Consider the following 21,802-nt stretch of genomic DNA (forward strand, 5'->3'; position numbering starts at 1 on the left):
CGGCCCTGTGTCCTTCCTGCTCCAAAACCGTGTGCGAGCTACCCGGAGGGGTCTCTACCCTCCGTGCATGGACCTTCGCGAAGAACTTCCGAGCGACAGACAGGCCGTGCGGGATGTTCACCTGCGGGCGTTCGGTGACCATGGCCTTGTCGTGGCCGACCTGGTCGATACTCTGCGGGACACCGTCGCACCCGAGGGCGGTCTCTCGCTGGTCGCCGAGCACGACAGGCAGGTCGTCGGGCATGTCATGTTCACCCGTAGTCTGCTCGATGCCCCTCGGCGGCTGGTCGAGGTGCAAGTCCTCAGTCCGTTGGCCGTGATGCCCGAGTTCCATCGGCGCGGTATCGGCTCGGCCCTGGTCCGACACGGGCTGGGTGTCCTCGCCGAGCGGGCTGTTCCCCTCGTCTTCCTGGAGGGCGATCCGGGCTATTACTCGCGTTTCGGTTTCGCGCCCGGTGGTGGCCTGGGCTTCCGAAAGCCGTCCCTGCGCATTCCGGACGGTGCCTTCCAGGCCGTCAGGCTCCCGGGGTATGAGCCGTGGATGACGGGGACGCTGGTCTATGCAGAGCCGTTCTGGCGCCATGACGCAGTCGGCCTCCGTGACTCCCACGCATAGTCACGCGAGCCGGGAGATCAAGAAGATCGCCAAGTCCAGGCCGGCCGAGCACGGCCTGCCGTGCTCGACCTGGAGCCTGGCCAGGCCGGCGGACTTCCTGGTCGCCGAGGGGGCGGTCGACCATGATCCGCCGCTCCATCATCTGTGATGCGGCGCGCGGTGCTCCTCGCAGTGACAGGATCGGTGCCATGGGCACCGAGACGGACTGGACGTACCGGGTGTTCGAACCGCACGGCTCGGAGGGATGGCGCCCCTACGGCGGCAACCCCGAACGGTGGCGGGGCACGATCACCGTCGACGACGTGAGCGAGGGCCCCCAGTACGCCCTCTCTCTCGTCGTCGCCGACCTGATGTCCGAGTGGAAAGCGCGCGGCCTTCACCGGGCGAACCACGTGCGGGTCTACCTCTGGCGCGACGAGGAGGGCGATCAGGAGGACGCCGACGCCATCGTGGAGATCCGGCCGAGCATCCACGCAGAGTGACGGACTAGTGACCGCTGAGTGACCGGATCCCCGCACCTGAATCGGGCGTGCCGTCGGCCGCGCCAGGTCGACGTCATCGGCTCCGGCATCATCGGTCGCTCGGCGTTCGCGCGAGTTCCGTCTCGACGAGACGGTTCAGATGCCGGCGGGCGTCCTCCGTCGTCAGCGGGGGTGTCTGCCGCAGGTGCTGCAGGGCCAGGCCGTCGGCGAGGGCGGCGAAGCGTACCGTGACGCCGTCGAGGTCCTCGCAGGTGAACTCGCCTTCGGCGACGCCCCGTTCGATCAGCTGGCGGATCTGGCGGTGCCAGGCCTCGTAGCGTTGGGCCTGGCCGCGGGCGAAGGTCTCGTCGGCGCCCCGTTCCCCCGCGTTCCAGTAGTCGAACCACATGCGCCAATGCCGGTCGGTGTCCTCGGTGAACAGGGCGTCGACCATCAGCCGCAGACCCTCGGCACCGCTGGTGGCCTGCTCCGCCGCCTCGTTGAGCGCCGCGTAGTACCGCTCGATGTGCAGGATCATCGCCTCGGAGAGGATCTCCTGGACACTGCCGAAGTGGTACGTGACGGTGCCGACCGACACCCCGGCCGCGCCGGCGACATCGCGCACCCCCACCGACGCGTAGCCCCGTTCGGCGATCAGCGGCACCGCCGCCTCGACGATGAGGCGGCGGCGCACTTCGGTGGGCTGACGGGTGCGGTCCGCGGCGGCGACGGCACGGCGCGGGCTCTTCGCCGCCGTCATCCCGACGTCCTCGGCGTGGTGCGGTGCCATGCGCGTGTGGCCACTGTCTCTCCGTTCGCCCGTGCTTCGATGCGGCTGTCCATGACGAAGTCCGTGGCCGTGGCCCGCAGCTCCGTGCGTGCCATGATCTCAGCGTCCCAGTCGTCCCCGCGACGCAACCGGATGTGCCACTCGGAGACGGCCCGTGCGGACAGCGGGTCGTCGTGACGGATGCGGTACGTCTCGCGCGCGCTCTCCTCGTAGCGCAGTCCGTCCGGGTACGTGCGCGATCCCCCGTAGTTGGGGTCGACCTCCAGCGTCCACTCCCCGTTCGCCACGTCGTGCGTGACCAGCCGCTCGGGGCGCGGCTCGGCGAGGGCGTCGTAGGTCACCGGCAGCGGTGGCGCCTGCTCGGGCTCCTCGAAGCGGATCTCCGGCTCGTCGCCGGGCACGCGCACGGGCAGCAACAGGGCGCTGTCGGCGGGGAGCACGGTCAACTCGCCGCGTTCGCCGTGCGGCCAGACCCACGGCCAGTACGCATCGGAGACGGCGACCCGGATGCGGTGGCCGGGCGGGAAGGCGTAGCCGATACCGGTCAGCTCGAACTCGACGTCCTCGTACGTGCCCGGCGTCCACTCGGCCACCCGGTCCCGTCCGTGCCTGCTGAGCAGGTTGAGCACCCCGCGGGTCACGAGCGTCGACGAGCCGTCGGGCGCGACGTCGCAGAGGCGGGCGATCACGTTGGCGCGCGGGGTCGCGCTGTCGAGCCGCAGCCTCAGCCGCGGACGGCCGAGTATCTCGACCCGCTCCTGGAGCACCTCCGAGTCGAAGCAGACGGACCGTCCGTCCTCCTCCCGCTGGTCGGGCGGCAGGTCGCTCGCGTTGCCGAAGGGGAAGAAGCGGCCGGCGTCCACGCCGGTGTGCTGCGGGGAGCGGACGACAACGGGGCCGCTGTCCGTGCCCAGCGGGCGCTCGCTCCAGGCGATCGCCCGCGACGGCCGGTCCGTGTCCCCCACCCAGCGGCCCGGCATGACGTCGTACGAAGTGGCGGGCGGGACCGGGTCGTTGACCCAGGCCCGCAGCAGGGGCTCCGCCATGACACCGGTGTCCTTGTCCTTCAGCCAGTGGTCCCACCAGCGGAGGGTCTCCTGGAGGAAGCCGATCGCGGGGCCGGGCGGCAGTCCGCGATCGGGGTACTGGTGGGACCAGGGACCGACGATGCCGCGGACGCGGTCGGTCGGCAGGTGCTCGACGAGCCGCAGCACGGTGTCGCGGTACGGGTCGTTCCAGCCGCCCACCGCCAGCACCGCCGCCCGCAGGGCCCCGTAGTCCTCGCACACGCTCCCGTGCCGCCAGTAGGCGTCCCGCTGCTGGTGGTCCAGCCATGTGTGCAGGAAGGGTTCGAGGGAGCCGAGGCGTTCGCGCCACATCGGCAGCCAGCGGTCGTCCCCGACGACCTGCGGGTCCGGCGGTCGTGAGGCGAAGGCGAGCATGGTGCCGGCCCAGGCGGGCATGTCGATGCCGAGGACGGCGCCGCCGGTGTAGTGGACGTCGTTGTCGTAGCGGTCGTCGGTCGAGCAGACCGTGACGATCGCCTTGAGGGGTTCGGGGGCGAGGGCCGCGATCTGCAGGGAGTTGAAACCGCCCCAGGAGATGCCGAACATGCCGACCCGGCCGGTGCACCAGGGCTGTGCGGCGAGCCAGTTGACGACGTCGACGCCGTCCGCGAGCTCCCGCGCGTCGTACTCGTCGCCGGGCGTGCCCTCGCTGTCGCCGTGGCCTCGGATGTCGACGCGGACGGAGGCGTAGCCGTGGCCCGCGTACCAGGGGTGACGCTGGGCATCCCGGGGCGCGGTCCAGTCACTCTTGCGGTAGGGCAGGTATTCGAGCAGCGCGGGGACGGGGTCCGCCTCCGCGTCGGCGGGGCGCCAGATACGGGCGTGCAGACGGGTACTCCCGTCGCCCACCGGGATCCAGACGTCCTCGCGCACGACCTGGCGCTCGAACTGCTCGCGGTACCTCACGCGGCTCCTTCCGTGGTCGCCGTGCGCTCCGTCGGCACGGGTCCGTCCGTCGTCACCGGGCGCCAGCGGCGCACCCGGTGACCGTGTCCGTGGTCTGTCCAGACGTTGTCCGGTTCGGCGGCGTCCGCCCACTGGGCGACGCCCGCGGCGAGCGGCTGTGCGTCCGGGTCGGGTTCGAGGGCGGCTGCCATCAGCTGTCTGGTGTAGGGGTGGCCGGGCTCCGTGAACACGGCCTCCGTCGGTCCTTCCTCCACCACGACTCCGTGCCGCAGGACGACCACCCGGTCCGCGATGCCGCGGACGACGGCCAGGTCGTGGCTGATGAACAGGCAGGCCAGGTCGCGCTCGCGGCGCAGGTCGTCCAGCAGCCGCAGGACGTCGGCCTGGACGGACACGTCGAGGGCGGTGGTGATCTCGTCGGCGATCAGCACGTCCGGTCCGCCCGCGAGCGCGCGGGCGATGCCGATGCGCTGGCGCTGGCCGCCCGAGAGCTGGGCGGGCAGCCGGTCGGCGAGGGCGGGGTCGAGCCGTACGTCGGAGATCAGTTCACGGGCGCGGGCCGCGGCCTCGGTACGTCCCGGGACCGTGCCGAAGAAGCGCAGCGGCCGGCGGACGGCGTCGCCGACCGAGCGGCGTGGGTTCAGGGAGGTGTCGGCGTTCTGGAAGACGAGCTGGACGCGGCGCCGCAGATCGAGGGGGCGTCTGCCCGCCGGGCGCGCGAGGTCGCCGCTCTCGTGGGTCATCGTTCCGCCGGAGGGGGCGCGCAGCCCGGCGAGCGTCCAGGCGAGTGTGGACTTGCCGCTGCCCGACTCCCCGACGAGGGCGAGGACTTCGCCGCGCCGGACGTCGAAGGAGACGCCGTGCACCGCCCGGGAGGAGCCGTAGTCGATCGTCACGTCCCGCGCGCGGACGGCGACCTCGGCCTCGGGGGACAGCGCCGCCCTGGGCCTGATCTCCCGCTCCCCCGTCTCCCCCACCAGGGCGAGACCCGCGTCGTCCAGGCGCGGCACGCTCGCCAGCAGCCGTCTGGTGTACGGGTCCTGGGGCGCGGTGAAGAGCCGTCGGGTCGGCGCCGACTCCACGATCCGGCCCGCGCGCAGCACGGTCACCTCGTCGGCCATGTGCGCGACCACGCCGAGGTCGTGGCTCACCAGCACGGCAGCCAGGCCGAGTTCGTCGCGCAGCGCGCCGATCAGGTCGAGGACGCTGCGCTGGGTGACGACGTCCAGGCCGGTCGTGGGCTCGTCCAGGACGAGGACCTTGGGGCGGGCGGCGATGGCCATGGCGATGGCGACGCGCTGCTGCTGACCGCCGGAGAGTTCGTGCGGGTAGCGGCGGGCGAGTTCGGCCGGGCGGGGCAGCCGGACCTGTTCGAGCAGGTCGAGGACCGGGACGTCGCCGCCCGCCTCCTCGATCTGCCGTCCGATCCGCATGGAGGGTGTCAGCGCGTGGCCGGCGTTCTGCGCGACCATGGCGACGGTGCCGCCGCGCAGCCGCCTGAGCTCCCGTGCGGGAAGGGCGAAGACGTCCTTGCCGTCCACGTGCACCGAGCCGCCCGTGATCCGCGACCCGTGCCGCAGATGGCCGAGCAGCGTGGCCGCGACGGTCGACTTGCCGCTGCCGGACTCGCCGACGAGGGCGAGCGTGTGTCCCTCGGCGACCTCCCAGGACACCTCGCGCACGACGGGCACGTCCCGGCCACCCGAACGGTAGGAGACGGAGAGGGAGTTCACGGAAACGATCGAAGTCATCAGGAGCCCTCCCTGATCCGGTCCACGCCCCAGGCCTTGGACAGGCCGTCGGCCGCGAGGTTGAGTCCGACCACCAGCGTGGCCAGGGCGATGATCGGCGCGAGGCTCGCCATCGGGACGACGGTGATGGCGGTGCGGTTCTCGGCGACCATCAGGCCCCAGTCGGGGGTCGGCGGGTCGGCTCCGAAGCCGAGGAAGGACAGCGAGGAGATGAGCAGGACGACCCAGGAGGCCCGCATGGCGAACTCCACGCACACCACGTCGGTGATGTTGGGCAGGATCTCCCGCCGCAGGATCGACCAGGTCCGCTCGCCCCGGGCACGGGCCGCGGTCACGTAGTCGGCGGGGACGACGGCGAGCGCCGCGCCCCGCACCACCCGGACGACCTGGGGCACGTACACCACGGCGATCGCGAGGACGATGACCGCCGGGCCCGTGCCCAGCGCCGTCACGATGACGAGCAGCGCGAGGATCGACGGCACGGACAGCACCGCGTCGAGCACGCGGCCCAGGACGTCGTCGAACCAGCCTCCGCGTAGTGCGGCCGCGCATCCGACGACCGTGCCCAGCGCGACGGTCAGGACGGTCGCGGCCACCGACACGCCGAGTGCGTAGCGGCCGCCGTACAGGACGCGGGCGAGGACGTCGCGCCCGTACTGGTCCGTGCCCGCCCAGTGCTCCCAGCTCGGGCCGAGCAGCGCGTGCGAGGCATCGCCCGCGACGGGGTCGTACGAGGTGAGGAGCGGGGCGAGCAGGGCGATCAGCACGTGCACGGCGACGATCGTCAGGCCGGCGAGGGCGGTGCGCGAGGAGCGCAGCGTGCGCCAGGCGCGGGCCGCACGTGTCGCGGAGGCGGCCGGCGCGGCCACCGGCGCGGTGTCGAGCGTGGTCATCGGGTCCTCCCTCCGGTACGGAGCTTGGGGTTGAGGGCCATGGCGCCGAGGTCGGCGGCGAGGTTGCAGACGACGTAGACGACGGCGCTGATCAGCGCGATGGCCTGGATGACGGGCAGGTCGCGGTTCTGCACCGAGGAGAGCATCAGCTTGCCGATGCCCGGATAGTTGAAGACGTTCTCGACGACCGCGACGCCTCCGGCGAGCCAGGCGACGTTCAGCGCGATCACGTGCAGGGTGGGCAGCAGGGCACTGGGCAGGGCGTGCCGGGTGACGACCCGCCAGGTGGACAGGCCCTTGAGCCGGGCCGTGGTGACGTATTCGCTCGCCATCACGTCGATGACGGACGTACGGGCCATGCGCACGATGTAGGCGGCCATGACCACGGCGAGCGCGAGCGCCGGGAGCCAGACGGCGGGCAGCAGTTGGCCTACGCTCGCCTCGGGGCCGTACAGGACGACGGCGGGGAACCACGGCAGCGCGATCGAGAAGCAGAGCACCAGCACGGTGGCGACCACGAACTCGGGGACGCTCATGCCGACCAGGCTGACGGTCGAGATCAGGTGGTCGGGCCAGCGGTCCCGGTACAGGCCCGCGAGGATGCCGAGCACGATCGACCCGGTGACGGCGAAGAGCACCGTGACCAGGGCGATGAGCGCCGAGTTGCCGAGGTACGCGGCGACCTCGCCGCCGACGGGCCGGCCGGAGACGAGGGAGGTGCCGAAGTCTCCGTGCAGCGCCCCGCGCATCCAGTGCGCGTAGCGCTCCCAGGCGGGCTGGTCGAGTCCGAGCTTTCCGCGCAGGGCGGCGACGGCGTCCGGGGTGGCGTCCTTGCCGAGGATCTGGGTGGCGACGTCGCCGGGAAGGGCCTGGACGGCGAGGAAGACGATCACGGAGGACAGGACGAGCGTGCCGACGGCCGAGCCCACGCGACGGGCGACGAACGAGAGCATGGTCAGGCTCCCTTCAGGCCGATGCCGAGGTAGTCGAACTCGAAGCCGTGCTCGTCGTATCCGCGCACCTGGCGGGAGATGCCGACGAGTCGGTCGGCGAACATCGGGGTCATCGCCCCGCCCCTCTCGATCACCATCGTCTGCGCCTCGCCGTACAGGTCGTGGCGCAACGCGTCGTCGGTCTCGCGTCTGGCCCGGTCGAGGAGCGCGTCGAAGTCCTTGTCGGACCAGGCGGTCTCGTTGTAGGAGGAGCCGCTGCGGAAGATCTGGGTGAAGAGCTGGTCGACGGGCCGGCCGGTGAACCAGTAGGTGGCCATGAGGGGCTTCTTCATCCAGATCTGCGTGTAGTACGAGTCCGCGGACGCGGTCTTGACCCGGACGCGGATACCGGCCCGCGCCGCCGAGTCCCGGTAGGCGAGGGCCATGGGCGTGAACAGCGGGTCGTACGCGGAGGTGTAGAGATCGACCGCGAGTCCCTCGTGACCCGCCTGCTTCAGCAGATGCCGCGCCTTCTCCGGGTCGTGCGCGGGGTGCGCGGAGATGTGGACCGGGTCGGAGGGCGGCACCGGGTTGTCCCAGCCGGCGCTGCCCGCGCCCTGCAGGGCCACCTTCACCACGTGCTCGGGGTCGTAGGCGAGCTTCATCGCCTGCCGCACGCGGACGTCGGTGAAGGGCTTCTCCGTGGTCAGCATCGGGAGCACGTACCACTGGGCGTCCTTCACCCGGGCGACGGTGGCCCGGTCGGAGGCGGCGACCACTCGGGCGGTCGCGAAGTCGAGGTTGGTCTGGGAGAGCAGGTCGACCTGGCCCGCCAGCAGGGCGTTCGAGCGGGCCGACATGTCGGCGACCGAGTAGAAGGCGATGGCGTCGAGGACGGGGCGGCCCGCCCAGTGGTCCTGGTACGCGGTGATGCGCCCTGGTCCCGCAGGCGCGAACGACTCCAGTTTGAAGGGGCCGGTGCCGATGCCCGTGCGCCCGATGGACTTCGCGCTGCCGTCGGGGACGACGTAGCAGTTGTAGTGCGTCAGCAGGCTCGGGAACTCCGCGTTCGGGCTCTTCAGCGGGACCACGAGCGTGTGGGGGTCCGGGGTGCGCAGCGTCTCGGGGTCGATGAGCGGGGCGAGGACCGCGGCCTGCGGGGACGCCGTCGCCTTGTCCAGGATGTGGCGCAGGGTGTAGGCCGCGTCGGCGGCGGTGAAGGCGCGCCCGTCGTGGAACGTGACGCCCTTGCGGAGGCGGAAGGTCCAGGTGGCGGCCTTGTCGTCGGGCTCCCAGGACACGGCGAGGTCGGGGGCGAGCGTGCCGTCCGCGCCGATCCGCACAAGCCGGTTGTAGAGGGCGCCCAGGTATTCGTAGGCCGACAGGGAACTGGCCGGATCCAGCGTCTCGGCGTCGGATGCGGGCGGCCGGGCGATCCGCAGCGTGCCGCCGCGGGCGGGCGCGCCCTGGTGCGCGGCGGTGGGCAGGACGGGGGTGGACGCGGCCCCCGAACAGCCGGTCAGCAGCCAGGACGCGCCCAGGGAGGCGACGCCCGCGGCGAGGACCGACCGCCGTCCAGGGTGATGGGTGTCGGGCATGAACCGACCGTCCTTCTCGCTATTCGTTCAGCGGAACGATTGAGTGAAGTGCGTGAACGATAACGAGTGGACAGTTTCACGCCAACCCTTGGAGTGCGGAAATTTACTTCGGAGACTCAGTCGTTACGCGTCCCCGGGCCGCCGCGCAGCAGCGCGCACAGCGGCCCGGCCGGTACATACGAGGACAGGGCCGCCCAACGGCGGCCCTGTCCTCGGTTCGGTTCCCTGTGCGCTCAGCCCGCGAAGCGGGCCATCCACGCCTCGACCTCGTCCGCCGACCTCGGCAGGCCCGCCGACAGGTTCTCGTGGCCGTCGGCGGTGACGAGCAGGTCGTCCTCGATGCGTACGCCGATGCCGCGCCATTCCTCAGGCACGGTCAGATCGTCCGGCTGGAAGTACAGGCCGGGCTCGACGGTGAGCACCATGCCCGGCTCCAGTACGCCGTCGACGTACTCCTCGGTCCGTGCCTGCGCGCAGTCGTGGACGTCCAGGCCGAGCATGTGACCCGTACCGGCCATCGTGAATCGGCGCTGGAGGCCCAGCTCGTACGCGCGGTCGGCAGGCCCTTCGATGAAACCCCACTCGACCAGCCGTGCCGCCAGGGAACGCTGGGCCGCCTCGTGGAAGTCCCGATACGCGGCGCCCGGCTTGACGGCCGCCATGCCCGCCTCCTGGGCCTCGTACACCGCGTCGTAGACCCTGCGCTGGACGGGGGTGAAGGTGCCGCTGATCGGCAGAGTGCGCGTGACGTCGGCGGTGTACAGGGTGCGCGACTCCACGCCCGCGTCGAGCAGGAGCAGCTCCCCGGGGCGCACGGGTCCGTCGTTGTCGGTCCAGTGCATGATCGTGGCGTGGTCGCCCGCGGCGCAGATCGTGCCATAGCCGACGGCGTTGCCCTCCAGGCGGGCGCGACGGAAGAAGGTGCCCTCGATCCACCGCTCGGACGACGCGATCGCCCGCGACAGCTCACCGACGACGTCCGTGAATCCGCGCACCGTGGAGTCCACGGCCGAGCGGATCTCCTTGATCTCCCACTCGTCCTTCACGACGCGCAGATCGCTGAGGGCCTCTTCGAGCTCCGCGTCGCGTTCCGCGTCGGTGGTGACGGCGGCCTCCAGGGACGGGTCGACACCGCGGACGATGCGGGTCGGTGTGCCGGAGGCGGCCGCCAGCTCGCCGGCCGCCGTGCGGACGTCCCGGCACGCCAGGCCGAGTACGCGCTCCGCCTCGGCGAGGGAGCGGCGCCGGCCCATCCACAGCTCTGCTGTGGCACCGGTCCAGAATTCGTTGTCGCCCCTGCTGTCCCGCGGGAGCTGGTAGCAGTAGGCGTCGTGGCCGCCGTCCGCACGGGGTTCGAGGACCAGGGCGCCGTCCCGGGCCTGGTCGCCGGTCATGTGCACATAGCCCGAGTACGGCCGGAACGGGTAGGTGTCGTCGTTCGAACGGACCTTGAGGTTCCCCGAGGGGATCACGAGCCGTTCGCCCGGGAAGCGCGCGGAGAGCGCGGCCCGGCGCGCGGCCGCGTACGGGGCCTGCTCATCGAGCGTCAGCTCGCGCCTCTCGGTGTCCGCCCACCCCGTCCGCATCAACGCGGACAGTTCCTCGGAGATCCCTGAGTACACGCCGTTCTTGCGGCCTTCCGCCACTGCGTCCGCCTTCCTGGGGGTCGAGCACCGCCGCGTGCCGACGGCTCGGCGACGTTATCCCGCGGTGCCCCCGTATGGCGCCCAGTGGTGCCACTGGCACAGATCGGCCACACCTGGCCGGCCGCGGCCGTCGATAATGCGGTTCATGACGAACGCGAGTCTCGGCGACGCACTGCGGCTCCTGGGTATCGGTCGGGTGGCGACCCAGGTCTATCTCACCCTGCTGGACCTGGCTCCTGCGCCGATGAGCGAGATCGCCGCCGCGGCCGGCCTGGACGGTCCGGGCCTGGCCGCCGCGTACGGCGAGCTCGTCGACGCCGGCCTCGCCGGTGCCGCCGAGAGGGACGAGGACGTGGTGGCGCCGGTGGTTCCGGCGGCCGGGCTCGAGATCCTCGCCCGGCGCCGGGCGGCGGAGGTCGAGAAATCCCGCATCGCGGTCGCGGGCGCCTTCGACGCGTTCCGGCGCCGGCGGCTCGCGGCCCCCAACGACCACCTCGTCGAGATCGTCACCGGCGACGCCGTCGGCCCGAGGATGCGGCAGGCCTGGGCCAGCGCCCGTGACCAGATCCGGCAGTTCGAGTCGCCTCCCTACTTCCCTGTGGCGGGTGCCGTCGACGACGCCCTGGCCACGCTGGCCCGCGGGGTCACGCAACGCGTCGTGTACTCCCGCGAGTCGCTGGAACGCCCGGACCACCTCAGACAAGTCGTCGAACCGTGCGTCAACGCCGGTGAGCAGGCCAGAGTGCTGCCGTCCGTCCCCGTCAAACTCCTGATCATCGACGAGGCGTTCGCCCTGGTGTCCCTGTCGATCAAAGAGGCCGACGTGCACAACACCATGCTGGTCGTGCAGCCGTGCGGTCTGCTCTCCGCCCTGATCGCGCTGTTCGAGCAGTCGTGGCAGCACGCTCTGCCCTTCCACGGCGACACGACCCGCCCGGGCGGTCTGCACCCCGCCGACCGCCGTCTGCTGTGGCTCCTGGCCGGCGGCACGAGCGACGACGTCGTCGCCCGCGAGCTGGGGATCAGCCGCCGCACGCTGTTCCGCCGTCTGCAGGTCCTGATGGCCCGGCTGGGCGCCGCGAACCGCTTCCAGCTGGCCCTGCAGGCCCAGCGCAACGGATGGTTGTGACGGCTGCCTGTGACGGCCGGCCCCGGCCCGAGCCCACACGGACCACCTGTTCGCGGCGACAGAAGCCGTCACGCGGACGGGAACGCGGTCTCCGGCGGGGCGGGAAGCGTCCGTCCCAGGCGGGCGAGTGGGGACAGGGCCATCAGCGCCGGCGACAGCAGCATGCCCGCGGCTGTTACCAGGAGGGTGGTGCGTGTCCCCCACACGTCCGCGAGGAAGCCGCCGAGCAGCGAGCCGAGCGGGGTCAGGCCCATGCCGACAAAGGTGATCGTCGCGGCCGCGCGGCCTTGCATCCCGGCCGGAGTGACGGTCTGCCGGACGGCCATGACCGTGACGTTCACCAGTTGGCTGAAGGTCCCGAAGACGAAGTTGACCGTGAGGAGCGCGGGAACCGTCACCACAGCGGTGCCGTGCAGTGCGGGCACGAGCAGGAACACGCCGTCGCCGAGTACTGCCGCGGACACGAGCACAGCGCCATGTCCGAAACGGCTCGGTAGGCGGGCGGCCAGCAGCGAGCCCAGGAGCGCGCCCGGCCCCGTCGCCGCGAGGGCCAGCCCCACGGCGGTGCCCGACAGGTGCAGGTCCCGTGGCAGGAACAGCAGATAGACGGTCATCACCGCCGCGAAGAAGAACTGGAAGGCGGCCGATGCGAGACACACAGTCCGCAGCGAGGTGTCGCCGATGACATGGCGGAGGCCCTCGTGGATCCGCCGCCAGACCCGAGGAGGACGTTCCGAGCGTTCCGAGCACTGCGAGCGCTGCGAGCGTTCCGGGACGGATTCGCGGCGACCGATCCGTCGGATCGACAGGAACGACAGCGCGAAGAACGCCGCGCCGGAGGCGACGGCGATCGGCGCCGACAGCACGGACACCAGCGCACCGCCGAGGGCGGGGCCGCCGATCTGCGCGGCGGACCGACTGCCCTCGAGCGCACTGTTGCCCCGCACCAACTGATCGGGTCTCACCAGCCGTACGAGGGACGCCTGGTAGGCCACGTCGAAGAACACGGACAGAGCCCCGACGGCGAAGGCAACCACAAGCAGCGCCGGCAGGCCGAGCGCGCCGAGGAGGCCGACCACCGCGGCGGCGCCCAGTGCCAGGGCCCGACCGGCGTCCGTCAGTACCATCAGCGTGCGCGTCCGCCACCTGTCCACCCACGCGCCGGCGAAGAGCGACAGCAGCAGAATCGGCGCCTGTCCCACCGCGCGCAGGGCGCCCAACTGCCCGGCACCGGCGTCGAGCGTCAGGACGGCGAAGAGCGGCAGAACCACCAGACTTGTATGTTCGCCCAGTTGGGAGGCCGTCTGGCCCACCCAGAGCCTGCGGAAGTCGCCGTCCCGCCACAGGCTCGACGGAACAGGCCGACCGGAATCGGATACAGCGGAGGAAGAGGACGGCACAGGGACCCCTCGAAGGACCGAAGACGAGACCCGCCAACAGGCGCCAGCAGGCGCACAACAGGTGCGCCTGCCAGGTCAGGCAGCGGGAAAGGAAGGCTCGCTGTGCCGCGCGTCAAGGGCAGCACGCGATGACAGGCCGCTCACGGCCTCGAACGTCAACGCGTGCTCGGACGACCGACCATGTCTTCGCTCCTCGTGAGTCACTCGCTGCGCGCGTGCTGGCTCCCCCTCGGCGGGGCGCGGGCCCTGGGGCCTCGCCGTTCAGGTGGTTTGCGGCCAGGCGCGCAGCAGTGCGGCGATCTCCTTGGCAGTGCAGCCGGGATCCCTGAGCAGGTCGCGCAGGGCGATGGCGTCCTCACGGGTGGGCTTGACCGCGATGCCGGAGGCCTCCAGATACATCACGCCCGTCGCGGCGGCCACGGCCATGTTGGAGCGCTCCAGCCAGCGGCAGCGGCCGAGTATGTGCACGAGGGCGGCGGCACGGGCGTAGGGGCCGTCGTAGACGGGCTGCTCGAGCAGTTCGGCGCGGTGGCAGGCCACCGCGGCCACGGGCACCCCGTAGTCGTCGGGGGCAGGGTCTCCTGCCCCTGCGAGTTCGGCGACCTGCAGGATCCAGGGGACGTCGACATGCAGTTCCATTACGCGGCGTGTGCTCCCCGGTGGTGACGATCGGCCTCTTCCGCCTCGTCGAAGAGACTCTGGTGCTCGTCGAGGAAGCGCCGCGCCGCATCCAGGCCCCGCTGCCGCAGCCCGCTGGTGTCCTCCTGCACCAGGCCCGCGATGTAGTCACCGAGGCTGAGGCCGCGGTCCCTCGCGCGCGCTTCGGCCAGTTCCTTGATCTTCTCATCGACGCGTACGCCCAGCTGTGTCTTCGCCACGGGTCCGATGGTAACAGCTGTTACCAGACTGGCGCCGCCGAATGGCCGCGTCTCTGTCAGGTGTGGGCCGGGGCGGGGCGCAGGGCGAGCAGGGCGGCGTCGTCGGTGCTGTCGGCGGCCAGTCCACGGAGCAGTTCGTCGCAGAAGATGTCCAGGGGTTCGCGGGACAGCGCGGCGGTGTGCTGGCGCAGCCGGGCGAACCCGCGGTCGAGGGATTCGGCGCGGCGCTCGATCAGCCCGTCGGTGTACAGCAGCACGGTCGAGTACGGCGGCAGCTCGTCGACCGCGGTGGGGCGCTGGTGACCGGGGTCGAGGCCGATGAGCAGTCCCGAGCCGGTCTCCAGATAGCGGGTTTCGCCGTCGGAGGTGGTCAGCAGCGGTGGCAGGTGTCCGGCGCAGGAGTGATGCAGGCCCCAGGGGCCGCTCTCCGCACGGGGGGCTTTGACGAGGGCGTAGATGCACGTGGCGGTCGCCTCGTGCTGCAGCGTGTGACTGGCGATGTCCAGGCGGCGCAGGACCTCGCCGGGAGGCTCCTGGCGGTCCACGGCGATACCGCGCAGCATGTTGCGCAGGGCGCTCATGTCGATGGCCGCTTGCAGGTCGTGGCCGGTGACGTCGCCGATCACCAGGGCGGTGTCCCCCTGCGGCAGGACGAAGGCGTCGTACCAGTCGCCGCCCACCTGTGCGACGGCCTGCGCGGAGGCGTAGCGGGCGGCGATCCGAAGGTCGGGAATGTGCGGCAGCTCGGGCAGCAGGGCGCGCTGGAACCGCTCGGCGATGCGCTGGGTCTGCTGGTACAGCCGCGCGTTGTCCACTTGCACCGCCAGGCCCCGGACGAGGTCCTCGATGAGCGGGAGATCCTCCTCGGTGAACGGATGGTCGGGGTCGGTGCGAGCCACGGTCAAGGCGCCGAGGACCTCCCGTCGGGCCCGCAGCGGGGTGACGACGGCGCTGTGCGCGGCCAGCTGCTCGAACAGTTCCAGCTGCCGCGCGTGCAGCGGGTTCACCGCCCGCTCCGGCGGGGACATGTCGGCGATCAGCAGCGGACCCGCCCCGCGCAGTACGCGCGGCAGCGGCCCGCCCGCATCCTGCGGCACCACCGGAAGCGGCCCTTCGTAGCCGCCCGGAGCCAGCGCCTCGGGTGTGCGGTGGACGACGACGGCCCGCTCCAGCCGGCCGCATTCGTCGAGCAGGTCGACCACGCACCAGTCGCCCAGCCGTCCGGTCAGCACGCGGCACGCTCGCCGCAGCCCGTCCAGCAGGTTCAGCGTGCTGGCCAGTGCCGCCTCCGCGTCCGCCAGCAACGTCAGACGGTCCAGCCGCGCCTTGCCGTCCTCGTCCTTGCTCATGTCCTACGTCTTCCCCGCCCTCGGCCTGCCACGACAGGAAGCCGTCCCCGGGCGCGAGCAGGCTGGGACCTCGGTGACGGTCTCCGAGGACGGAACGAAGCAGCGCGGCCGCGTTCTGTCTCCACCGCGACAGGACATCCACTCGGTGAACCCTGTCGTTCGGCCATTGGGATGACAGGCGCACCAAGATCTTGATGGGGTGACGGTATGACGACACTGCCGCACCGCGTCCTCGGAGCTCTTGAACAGTTCAATGCCGCCCACCCCTGGGACCACAACGCCCACTACCACCCCTGGATCCTGCGGCAGCTCCCCCGCCGCTTCGACAGCGCCCTGGACGTCGGCTCCGGCAGCGGCGACCTGGCCAGGCTCTTGGCCAGGCGCGCAAGCACGGTGCACGGCATCGACTCCGACCCGGGGATCATCGCCCAGGCACGCGCGCTGACCCCTCCGGCATCTCCTGTCACCTTCACCACCGCGGACGCGCTGACCGGGGTCCCGGCTGACTCCTACGACGTCATCACGTGCGTCGCCGCGATCCACCATCTGCCGTTCACCGATGCTCTCACCGTCTTCCGCCGGCACCTGGCGCCCGGAGGCACCCTCGTGGTTCTTGGGCTGTCGCGTCCGACGACCCCAGGCGACCACCTGCTCGGAGCCGTAGCCATCCCCCTCAACGCCGCCACGGGATGGCTCAAGAACAGCGGCCGCACGGCACCTCGTCCCGTCTCGATGACAGCCTCGACCCGACCAGCGGACATGAGCTTCCCCGACATCGTCCGCGAGGCCCGTTCGATCCTGCCCGGCGCACGACTAAGCCGTCGGCTGTTCTGGCGCTACACGCTCGTATGGAATCACCGTTGATCACCTCCTCCTTCGGCCACGGACGTGACTTCTGCGAAAGCCAGGCGGTTTGAAAACGCCAACTGGCTCTCGCGGCGACGAGCGTGCCGCGGAAGCGGCTCGGAGCCATCCAGGACCGTCGACGAGCAGCGCCAGGGGAATTCCGGGGCGCCGCACCGTCGGCCGCAGACGGGGCCGCAGAGCCCTTCAGTTACAGGTAGGTGAGATCTTCGGACCGCTGGGGCTGCGCTCGGTCACCTGACGTCGCCCGCGACCTCGACGGGTGTCAGTCGGCGGACTCCCGCAGGCCGTCGCCTTCGGGAACCACCAGGCGGAACCCGACGTCCCGTACAGGCTCGATCATGACCGCGCCCGCCAGCTTGTGGCGCAGCCGCGCCGCGCACACGTCCAGCTCCGTCGCCGGGCCGTACCAGTCCGTGCGCCAGACCTCCTTCAGGAGCCCGCGGCGGGTCTTCACCGTCCCGGGTGCCTCGGCCAGGCAGGCGAGGAAGTCGTACTCCTTGAGCGAGAGCGCGACCTCCTCGCCGTCCACAAGGACGCGCGCGGTCGCGCGGTCGATCGTCAGCCGGGTGCCATGCCGCTCCGGGCCGTCGCCGGGTTGCCTCAGCGAACGGGGCAGCCGCACCACCGCCCTGATCCGCGCGAGCACCTCGCTCAGCTCGATCGGCTTCCACACGTAGTCGTCGGCGCCCAGTTGGTGGGCGAGCTGCTGGACCGCGTGGTCGCCGCGCGCGCACAGCACGATGACCGGTGCCTCGCCGCGTCGCACCAGCTCCCTGAGCAAAGTCAAGCCGTCGCCGTCCGGCAGGTCGAGATCGAGGAGTACAAGGTCGTACGGGCCGGGGTGAGCCAGCGCCGCCGCGCCCGTGGTGACCCGTTCCACCTGGCGGCCCGGCAGTGCCCGCAGGAGCGATTCGGCAACCGTCTCGTCGTCTTCCACCAGGAGTAAGCGCACGGCCGCACTCTAATGCGGGAGGCCCGACCCGGAGATTCCTTTATCTCCAGCTCCGCGGCGAGGAGACCTCCGTTCAGCAGGGCGTCGGTGAGCAGACGGTTGAGGAACATCCGTGTCACATCGTGCGATAGCGCTCTGATTGCCTCAAAGCACTTCTTTGGGGGCTGGCACACACAATTCCCCACTTCCGACTGTTCGAGCGTCACGTAATTCCCCACCCTCGCGGTCATGGCTCCCCACGGGAACGGCGGACGTGAGCGGTGCTGGTGTCGGCCCCGGTGTGGCGGGGTCGTGCAGCACCGTGGGCAGCTGGGGGAGGCTACCCGCGATGCTTCCTGGTGCGGGCGTGCTGCAGCTTGCGGGTGAAGCGGTGCATGTGGGGGTCGAGCAGTTCGGCCGACTCCTCGATCACCTGTTCGTCGGTCAGCCACCGGATTGCGTTGAACTCGCCTTGGTCGTAGGAGGTGATCGTGTGGGCGTCGGTCTCGAGGAGGTACCAGAGCGAGACGTCGGTGTGCGCACGCTGTCCCCGCGTTCGGGTGATGGTCAGGAAGAGGGGGCGCTCGCCGGTGACCGGCGATGCGACGGCCTGGATGCCCAGCTCCTCACGGCATTCGCGGACCACCGCGGCCCACGGATCCTCACCTGGCTCGACGTGTCCTCCGGCCGGCAGCCACAGGCCTGCCTTGCGGTGCGCGACGAGCAGCAGCTGCCCGCGCGTGTCGTCGAGGACGACGAAGTAGCTCACCAAATGCGTCGCCGGAACATCCGGCTTGCGCACCCGATAGAGCGGGGCTCCGCTGGCGACCCACTGCGTGGCGGCCTCCAGATGAGTGCGCTCCAGGTCGTCCCACGGTTCGATGGTGCTGACCAGCTCGAGAAGGCGGGCACGCGGCCGATCGTCAGGGGTGGTGAGCAGGCGGTCAGTTGAGGTCATCTGTGCATGCTGGCAGGAGCCACTGACAACCGTGATCCACGGACACCGTCCACCGCGGGCACCTGGGGAATTGCGTGACCGTCGACACCTCGCTCCCGGCATGCGGCATGGGCCTACCTGGGAGGGATCCAGCCGGTGCTGCTGGAGTGGTCCAGCCGCTACGACCACCTGCGAGAGGTCACCCGGGAGGACATCATCGCGGCCCGGGACGCTGTCACCGGCAAACAGCGCGAGAGCCGGACCGTCGCGCTGCGGTCGCTGTTCCGGCACGCGAAGAAGAACGGCCAGATCTTCCGCAACCCCACGATCCGCATCCGTGTCCCCCGACAGGCCGGTAGCGTCCTCCAAGCCCTCGTCCAGGCGGACATCGACGAGGCCATCGCCACCGCCACCACCCCAGACATCCGACTCATCGTCGCCCTGGCCGCCGTCCACGCGGCACGACCAAAGATGATCCGCACCATGCAGCTGGACGACGTCGACCTGGGCAACCGGCGCATCACCGTGGGCGGCCACGTCCGCCCACTCGACGACCTCACCCGCCGTGCTGTCCTGGATTGGCTCGACCACCGCCGCAGCCGCTGGCCGAACACGGCGAACCCCCACCTGTTGATCACCCAGAAGACCGCCGTTGAACTCGGCCCGGCCGGCAAGCTCTGGACCACCCGGGCCACCCGCAACCTCACCGCCACCCTCGAGCGGCTCCGCGTCGACCGCCAGCTCGAAGAGGCCCTCACCCACGGCGCCGACCCGCTCCACCTCGCACTGGTCTTCGGCATCGACGAGAAGACCGCCATCCGCTACGCGGACTCGGCTCGCCGCCTCCTGGAATCCAGTTCCGAGTCGCTGAACGACGTGAAAGCATCGAAGGGTGATCAAAGCTGAGGACCTGGCCGGCAGGCGCCTGCTGCAGGTGACAACGTCCTGGCACCACTGCCCGGAAAGCGAGCCGTCCCTCCTGCACATGTGGCTACACATGGACGGTCTTGGCCCCGTCCGGTTCCACACAGCTGGCGACGGCTTGGCCCTGGAGATCGACCAGCCCCACGGCCCCTACGATACGGACGAGTACGGCCGCACCACCGTCGAGGACGATCCACGGGACTTCCCGACGAGTCCGTTCGTCGGCGAGCAGGTCCTCTCCGTCCGAGAGATCGGGTATCGGGACGGGAACCTGGACTTCGCCGTCGGTATCACCGTTCAGTTCCCTAGCGGAAAGATCCGCCTTCTCAACCTCGCCGACGAGCTCGTCCTCGCCTACGACCAGCACCTGGGCCCGGTCGAGGTGCATCTCCACGAGGTCACGACACACGCGGCACCAGATCCCTCGCCGTGAGTTCGGAGCGAACTCACGGGGCCACCTCCGCACAGCACAGGATCCGACCCGCGGGTTCCCGTTGAAGGTCCTTCACTTCGTCTGAACCCACGGGACTCTTGGCCCCGGAGTCCTAGCCCAGACACCAGCCGCAAGGTAGCGGGGTGATCATGTGCAGGCCCGTGCGGGGTCGCCCCGACCCCTGGAGTTGAATCATTCACCGGTTCGGCGCTTCTACGTCGCCGCCAGCATGGTGACCAACTCGTCCAGGCTGTTCGACCGCCAGTCGAAGGTGTCGGAGTTCTTCGGAGCGTCCCCGCCCGGCCGCTGAACATAGGCGGTCCGCATTCCCACCGTCTGAGCACCGCGAAGGTCCCAGGCATGGGCAGCCACCATCAGCACGCGCTCAGGTGGGCATCCTGCCGCGTCGACCGCAAGCCGGTAGACCTCCGGTGCGGGCTTGTAGGCCCGGGCGTCTTCGGCGGACAAAGCTTGGTGCCAACGCAGCCCGGCGTATGCGTTGAGACGGAGCAGGGTCGCGCGACTGGCGTGGGAAAGGCCCAGCACAGGAAATCGCCGCGCCAGGCGCGTGAGTCCGGCCAGGGAGTCGTTCCAGGGCTTGAGGCGTTGGCTCGCGGTGGCCAGTCGCTTGATGACCGTCGGGCTGGTGAGCCCCGCACGGTCGGCTACACGTTGAGCTGCCTCGCGATCGATGATCTCGGAGTTGACGTATGTCCGGTTGTGCTTCTCGATGCGTTGCTGCTCGTGCTCGACATGCTCTTGCCACACGGTGAGCAGCTGGTCGACAGCCGCGTCGTCGGACGCGGGCACCGCGTCGTGAATAGCCGCCCGCAGTCCGCCTGGCTCGTCGACCATGGTTCCGAGGACGTCGAAGACGACGACCTCGATGTCGCGTGCCTCAGGCATCTGGTCTCCTCTTCCGGTTCATGGCGGTCGGACGCGTGACAGCCCGGATCATCCGGCGGTGCGCGAACCCCAGGTCTCATGCACGTCACCTGTTCAACAGGTGACGAGCCTTGCTCGGCTTCCCATCACCTGTCAAGGTGGTGACGTGGAATTCGCATTCGTGAGTGGCAGCCCAGCTCTGGACCTGGTCGGTACCGTTGAGTCCCGTCGAGGCACGACCGTCGACCTCCTGGCCGCCCCCGCCAACCTCGAGCAGTGGATCCTCGAATGCGACGAGCTCCCCGACCAGGTGACCGCCGATGCCGCGACCTTCACCTCTGCGCTGCAACTCCGCGAGGCGCTCTACCAACTGGCGCTCGAACGCATGTGCAATCGTCGCTTCACGCCGACCAGCCTGGCCATCGCCAACAACGCCGCCGCCGGGCCGTCGCTCATGGTCAAACTGAGCGACACAGGACTGCGTCTGTCCGGAGATCTCCGCGCCGTGCTGACTCACATCGCACGCAACGGGATAGCCGTGCTTGCCGACCGCCACGCGTGCTTGAAGGAATGCGGACGTTCGGACTGCACCCGCCTCTATCTCGACCGCTCCCGTGGTGCACGCCGCACCTGGTGTGGCATGGAGGTCTGCGGCAATCGCGTAAAAGCCGCGGCCTATCGAGCCCGCAGGCAAGCCGCCGAACAGGGACTCAACCCCAGCTGAAACCAGGCCTCGACGCCCCGGGCGTCGAGGCACCCGCAACGATCTTGCTGTAGGGGCGTGACCGAGACACGCGTCAAAGGGGCAACGGGACGATCTTGAGCGCCTAGGTCGTCTGCTCGTCATGTTCGCGCAGCATCCGCATGACGGTGGCGGGCGAGGGGTGTTGCCCCTTCTTCGCGCCGGTGGTGATGACGAGGCGCTTGGCGATGTCGCGCAGACTCATCTCCTGGTCGCGCAGGTGGAGGGCCATGGACAACATGTCGTCGTCGGTGACCCCGGCGCCGCCGATGGTCTTGCCCCGCTTGCGGGCGGACTCGTGGCCTTCGAGGGTGCGATCGCGGATGTACTCGCGCTCCATGCCGGACATGGCGCCCGAGGTCAGCGCCCGCAGGAGCACCGTAGCGGGCAATCCGCTCCCGGCTCGCCAGGTGTGCGGTGACCTGGTGCTGGTGGCGGACGGGCACACCACATCGGTCCGCTCCCACGTCCTCGCCGCCCCACGCAAGGAACGCCCTCTCATCCGCAGCGAGAAAGGCATCCGCTGGGGCGGACGCCCCCTCGCCACCGCAGCCTGATCAGGCGATCCAGCGCAGACGTCAGGTCTTCGCGCTACGGGCGATGCGGTACAGCACGTTCGGACGCAGTGGCCCTTCGGGCGCGGTGGGATCGTCGAAGTCGTCGACCG

The 21,802-nt window shown here is 70.5% G+C and carries 23 protein-coding genes and 1 pseudogene; 9 read left to right on the top strand and 15 right to left on the bottom strand.

The features are described 5' to 3' along the window. The first annotated feature begins 67 nt into the window (after window positions 1-67). The 3 genes and pseudogenes from ACIHCX_RS34710 to ACIHCX_RS34720 all read left to right on the top strand — a co-directional run bounded on the left by ACIHCX_RS34710 (window position 68) and on the right by ACIHCX_RS34720 (window position 1,098). Window positions 68-616 carry a GNAT family N-acetyltransferase gene (locus tag ACIHCX_RS34710; protein ID WP_400036738.1) on the top strand — a complete coding sequence of 183 codons (549 nt, stop codon included), beginning with the start codon at window positions 68-70 and terminating at the stop codon, window positions 614-616. Window positions 617-626: 10 nt separating this feature from the next. Next, window positions 627-737 (top strand): annotated as a pseudogene (locus ACIHCX_RS34715) (helix-turn-helix domain-containing protein); the annotation flags it as partial. 67 nt (window positions 738-804) lie between these two features. Then, a complete protein-coding gene (locus ACIHCX_RS34720; protein ID WP_400036740.1) occupies window positions 805-1,098 on the top strand; it encodes a hypothetical protein in 294 nt (97 codons plus the stop codon). Window positions 1,099-1,186: 88 nt separating this feature from the next. Here the strand turns inward: ACIHCX_RS34720 and ACIHCX_RS34725 are convergent, their stop codons facing one another. The 7 genes from ACIHCX_RS34725 to ACIHCX_RS34755 form a co-directional block, all read right to left on the bottom strand. After that, window positions 1,187-1,867: a TetR/AcrR family transcriptional regulator gene (locus ACIHCX_RS34725; RefSeq protein ID WP_400036742.1), complete on the bottom strand. Its 681-nt coding sequence runs from the start codon at window positions 1,865-1,867 to the stop codon at window positions 1,187-1,189. After that, the gene (locus ACIHCX_RS34730; RefSeq protein WP_400036744.1) at window positions 1,834-3,840 is read right to left on the bottom strand and encodes a CocE/NonD family hydrolase; all 2,007 of its coding nucleotides are present in this window, start codon (window positions 3,838-3,840) and stop codon (window positions 1,834-1,836) included. Before ACIHCX_RS34730 ends, ACIHCX_RS34725 begins: the two co-directional genes overlap by 34 nt. After that, window positions 3,837-5,591: a dipeptide ABC transporter ATP-binding protein gene (locus tag ACIHCX_RS34735; RefSeq protein ID WP_400036746.1), complete on the bottom strand. Its 1,755-nt coding sequence runs from the start codon at window positions 5,589-5,591 to the stop codon at window positions 3,837-3,839. Before ACIHCX_RS34735 ends, ACIHCX_RS34730 begins: the two co-directional genes overlap by 4 nt. Further along, entirely contained in the window at window positions 5,591-6,484 is an 894-nt protein-coding gene (locus tag ACIHCX_RS34740; protein WP_400036748.1) for an ABC transporter permease, read from the bottom strand. Before ACIHCX_RS34740 ends, ACIHCX_RS34735 begins: the two co-directional genes overlap by 1 nt. Continuing rightward, on the bottom strand, window positions 6,481-7,437 hold the full coding sequence (locus ACIHCX_RS34745; protein ID WP_400036750.1) for an ABC transporter permease: 957 nt from the start codon (window positions 7,435-7,437) through the stop codon (window positions 6,481-6,483). Before ACIHCX_RS34745 ends, ACIHCX_RS34740 begins: the two co-directional genes overlap by 4 nt. 2 nt (window positions 7,438-7,439) lie before the next feature. After that, window positions 7,440-9,014 carry an ABC transporter substrate-binding protein gene (locus ACIHCX_RS34750; protein ID WP_400036752.1) on the bottom strand — a complete coding sequence of 525 codons (1,575 nt, stop codon included), beginning with the start codon at window positions 9,012-9,014 and terminating at the stop codon, window positions 7,440-7,442. A 233-nt stretch (window positions 9,015-9,247) separates the two neighbouring features. Next, a complete protein-coding gene (locus ACIHCX_RS34755) occupies window positions 9,248-10,660 on the bottom strand; it encodes an aminopeptidase P family protein (protein ID WP_400036754.1) in 1,413 nt (470 codons plus the stop codon). A 145-nt stretch (window positions 10,661-10,805) separates the two neighbouring features. Here ACIHCX_RS34755 and ACIHCX_RS34760 point away from each other — a divergent pair, with 145 nt between their 5' ends. After that, window positions 10,806-11,789, top strand: coding sequence for a LuxR family transcriptional regulator (locus ACIHCX_RS34760; RefSeq protein ID WP_400036756.1), 984 nt, complete (start codon window positions 10,806-10,808; stop codon window positions 11,787-11,789). A 68-nt stretch (window positions 11,790-11,857) separates the two neighbouring features. Here ACIHCX_RS34760 and ACIHCX_RS34765 read toward each other — a convergent pair whose 3' ends face one another. From ACIHCX_RS34765 to ACIHCX_RS34780, 4 genes are all read right to left on the bottom strand, one after another. After that, on the bottom strand, window positions 11,858-13,189 hold the full coding sequence (locus tag ACIHCX_RS34765; RefSeq protein WP_400036758.1) for an MFS transporter: 1,332 nt from the start codon (window positions 13,187-13,189) through the stop codon (window positions 11,858-11,860). 261 nt (window positions 13,190-13,450) lie between these two features. Then, window positions 13,451-13,828, bottom strand: coding sequence for a fic family toxin-antitoxin system, toxin component (locus ACIHCX_RS34770; RefSeq protein WP_400036760.1), 378 nt, complete (start codon window positions 13,826-13,828; stop codon window positions 13,451-13,453). Then, on the bottom strand, window positions 13,828-14,067 hold the full coding sequence (locus tag ACIHCX_RS34775; RefSeq protein ID WP_400036762.1) for a hypothetical protein: 240 nt from the start codon (window positions 14,065-14,067) through the stop codon (window positions 13,828-13,830). Before ACIHCX_RS34775 ends, ACIHCX_RS34770 begins: the two co-directional genes overlap by 1 nt. A gap of 56 nt (window positions 14,068-14,123) precedes the next feature. Beyond that, window positions 14,124-15,416 carry a PP2C family protein-serine/threonine phosphatase gene (locus ACIHCX_RS34780; protein ID WP_400036764.1) on the bottom strand — a complete coding sequence of 431 codons (1,293 nt, stop codon included), beginning with the start codon at window positions 15,414-15,416 and terminating at the stop codon, window positions 14,124-14,126. Window positions 15,417-15,623: 207 nt separating this feature from the next. Here ACIHCX_RS34780 and ACIHCX_RS34785 point away from each other — a divergent pair, with 207 nt between their 5' ends. After that, complete coding sequence (locus ACIHCX_RS34785) at window positions 15,624-16,280, top strand: class I SAM-dependent methyltransferase (protein WP_400036766.1); 657 nt, start codon at window positions 15,624-15,626, stop codon at window positions 16,278-16,280. A 265-nt stretch (window positions 16,281-16,545) separates the two neighbouring features. Here the strand turns inward: ACIHCX_RS34785 and ACIHCX_RS34790 are convergent, their stop codons facing one another. Then, window positions 16,546-17,235, bottom strand: a complete 690-nt coding sequence (locus tag ACIHCX_RS34790) for a response regulator transcription factor (RefSeq protein WP_400036768.1) — start codon at window positions 17,233-17,235, stop codon at window positions 16,546-16,548. Window positions 17,236-17,554: 319 nt separating this feature from the next. After that, on the bottom strand, window positions 17,555-18,172 hold the full coding sequence (locus tag ACIHCX_RS34795; protein ID WP_400036770.1) for an NUDIX hydrolase: 618 nt from the start codon (window positions 18,170-18,172) through the stop codon (window positions 17,555-17,557). A gap of 135 nt (window positions 18,173-18,307) precedes the next feature. Here ACIHCX_RS34795 and ACIHCX_RS34800 point away from each other — a divergent pair, with 135 nt between their 5' ends. Next, window positions 18,308-19,057, top strand: coding sequence for a hypothetical protein (locus ACIHCX_RS34800; protein WP_400036772.1), 750 nt, complete (start codon window positions 18,308-18,310; stop codon window positions 19,055-19,057). A 91-nt stretch (window positions 19,058-19,148) separates the two neighbouring features. Then, window positions 19,149-19,508, top strand: a complete 360-nt coding sequence (locus tag ACIHCX_RS34805; protein ID WP_400036774.1) for a hypothetical protein — start codon at window positions 19,149-19,151, stop codon at window positions 19,506-19,508. A gap of 213 nt (window positions 19,509-19,721) precedes the next feature. Here the strand turns inward: ACIHCX_RS34805 and ACIHCX_RS34810 are convergent, their stop codons facing one another. Beyond that, the gene (locus tag ACIHCX_RS34810; protein WP_400036776.1) at window positions 19,722-20,414 is read right to left on the bottom strand and encodes a haloacid dehalogenase type II; all 693 of its coding nucleotides are present in this window, start codon (window positions 20,412-20,414) and stop codon (window positions 19,722-19,724) included. A gap of 145 nt (window positions 20,415-20,559) precedes the next feature. Here ACIHCX_RS34810 and ACIHCX_RS34815 point away from each other — a divergent pair, with 145 nt between their 5' ends. Further along, window positions 20,560-21,117, top strand: a complete 558-nt coding sequence (locus tag ACIHCX_RS34815) for a CGNR zinc finger domain-containing protein (protein ID WP_400036778.1) — start codon at window positions 20,560-20,562, stop codon at window positions 21,115-21,117. Between the two features lie 103 nt (window positions 21,118-21,220). Here ACIHCX_RS34815 and ACIHCX_RS34820 read toward each other — a convergent pair whose 3' ends face one another. Further along, a complete protein-coding gene (locus tag ACIHCX_RS34820) occupies window positions 21,221-21,475 on the bottom strand; it encodes a hypothetical protein (RefSeq protein WP_400036780.1) in 255 nt (84 codons plus the stop codon). Here ACIHCX_RS34820 and ACIHCX_RS34825 point away from each other — a divergent pair. Next, the gene (locus ACIHCX_RS34825; protein ID WP_400036793.1) at window positions 21,474-21,692 is read left to right on the top strand and encodes a hypothetical protein; all 219 of its coding nucleotides are present in this window, start codon (window positions 21,474-21,476) and stop codon (window positions 21,690-21,692) included. The two genes, ACIHCX_RS34820 and ACIHCX_RS34825, sit on opposite strands and share 2 nt — an antisense overlap. The last annotated feature ends 110 nt before the right edge of the window (window positions 21,693-21,802 follow it).

Origin of the sequence: Streptomyces sp. NPDC052043, assembly GCF_044548235.1 — a bacterium.
Classification (GTDB): domain Bacteria; phylum Actinomycetota; class Actinomycetes; order Streptomycetales; family Streptomycetaceae; genus Streptomyces.

Bases quoted from the DNA above. Each gene is read 5' to 3' on its own strand.
- ACIHCX_RS34825 (WP_400036793.1), top strand. From the start codon at position 21,474: ATGCCGGACATGGCGCCCGAGGTCAGCGCCCGCAGGAGCACCGTAGCG.
- ACIHCX_RS34720 (WP_400036740.1), top strand. From the start codon at position 805: ATGGGCACCGAGACGGACTGGACGTACCGGGTGTTCGAACCGCACGGC.
- ACIHCX_RS34725 (WP_400036742.1), bottom strand. From the start codon at position 1,867: ATGGCACCGCACCACGCCGAGGACGTCGGGATGACGGCGGCGAAGAGC.
- ACIHCX_RS34820 (WP_400036780.1), bottom strand. From the start codon at position 21,475: ATGGAGCGCGAGTACATCCGCGATCGCACCCTCGAAGGCCACGAGTCC.
- ACIHCX_RS34805 (WP_400036774.1), top strand. From the start codon at position 19,149: ATGGACGGTCTTGGCCCCGTCCGGTTCCACACAGCTGGCGACGGCTTG.
- ACIHCX_RS34745 (WP_400036750.1), bottom strand. From the start codon at position 7,437: ATGCTCTCGTTCGTCGCCCGTCGCGTGGGCTCGGCCGTCGGCACGCTC.
- ACIHCX_RS34710 (WP_400036738.1), top strand. From the start codon at position 68: ATGGACCTTCGCGAAGAACTTCCGAGCGACAGACAGGCCGTGCGGGAT.
- ACIHCX_RS34770 (WP_400036760.1), bottom strand. From the start codon at position 13,828: ATGGAACTGCATGTCGACGTCCCCTGGATCCTGCAGGTCGCCGAACTC.
- ACIHCX_RS34810 (WP_400036776.1), bottom strand. From the start codon at position 20,414: ATGCCTGAGGCACGCGACATCGAGGTCGTCGTCTTCGACGTCCTCGGA.
- ACIHCX_RS34735 (WP_400036746.1), bottom strand. From the start codon at position 5,591: ATGACTTCGATCGTTTCCGTGAACTCCCTCTCCGTCTCCTACCGTTCG.
- ACIHCX_RS34795 (WP_400036770.1), bottom strand. From the start codon at position 18,172: ATGACCTCAACTGACCGCCTGCTCACCACCCCTGACGATCGGCCGCGT.
- ACIHCX_RS34750 (WP_400036752.1), bottom strand. From the start codon at position 9,014: ATGCCCGACACCCATCACCCTGGACGGCGGTCGGTCCTCGCCGCGGGC.
- ACIHCX_RS34760 (WP_400036756.1), top strand. From the start codon at position 10,806: ATGACGAACGCGAGTCTCGGCGACGCACTGCGGCTCCTGGGTATCGGT.
- ACIHCX_RS34780 (WP_400036764.1), bottom strand. From the start codon at position 15,416: ATGAGCAAGGACGAGGACGGCAAGGCGCGGCTGGACCGTCTGACGTTG.
- ACIHCX_RS34740 (WP_400036748.1), bottom strand. From the start codon at position 6,484: ATGACCACGCTCGACACCGCGCCGGTGGCCGCGCCGGCCGCCTCCGCG.
- ACIHCX_RS34785 (WP_400036766.1), top strand. From the start codon at position 15,624: ATGACGACACTGCCGCACCGCGTCCTCGGAGCTCTTGAACAGTTCAAT.